Raw genomic sequence first — 768 nt, forward strand, 5'->3', positions numbered from 1 at the left:
AGTTATCAAAGAAGGAATGCGGTTATACCCTCCCGCGTGGGTACTTAATACGCGCCAAGCTATCGAAGACGTCGAGGTAGGCGGCTATTTCTTTGAGAAAGGAAAACGGGTCTTTGTTAGCCCTTACGCGAATCACTACAACCCAGAGTATTTCCCAAACCCCGAACACTTCAACCCGGAAAGGTTTAGTGAAGAGAACGAGTCTAAACTTCCGCGATACGCTTACATGCCATTTGGTGGTGGGAATCGGGTATGCATCGGCAACTCGTTTGCAATGATGGAAAACAAAATCATCTTAGCATTGTTGCTGAAAAGCTTTCGCTTTGAGCTTTGCGCGAGAACAAAGGTAGAACCTCAGCCTCATGTCACCTTGAATAACAAAGATGGCATGTGGCTAAAAGTCGTCAGACGTTCTACTTAGCAATAGCCTATAGCGCTGGGGCTTAATCGACCGCTGAAATTCGGCAAAGGACTCCATTGAGCGCTGCATTGCCGGTCACAGGGTCATACACTTTATCGTCCACCAGATCATTCACACTCACACCGGCGTGCTGCTCTGCGATATTCAAGCGAGTACCGGAGCGGTTATGACCCCAGCCGTGAGGAATACTAACAACCCCCTGCATAACTTCATCAGAAGCCTTGACTGCGACCCGCTCTTTCCCGACCCGGGTCTCGACCTCGATTAAGCCGCAGTCTTCAATGCCAAGGCGCTCCATATCTGAGGGATGCACAAGCGCATGGTAGCGCACTGGCCCTTTAACGAGT

Annotated in this window: 2 protein-coding genes; one reads left to right on the forward strand and one right to left on the reverse strand. The window is 50.0% G+C overall.

Going from position 1 to position 768, the window contains the following annotated elements; translation table 11 throughout:
• A partial coding sequence (locus A3750_RS01120; protein ID WP_156498291.1) for a cytochrome P450 occupies window positions 1-421 on the forward strand: 421 nt, incomplete at its 5' end.
• Window positions 422-443: 22 nt separating this feature from the next.
• Here A3750_RS01120 and A3750_RS01125 read toward each other — a convergent pair.
• On the reverse strand, window positions 444-768 hold a 325-nt coding region (locus A3750_RS01125; RefSeq protein ID WP_304440155.1), incomplete at its 5' end, for a molybdopterin dinucleotide binding domain-containing protein.

Source organism: Oleiphilus sp. HI0079 (genome assembly GCF_001635105.1).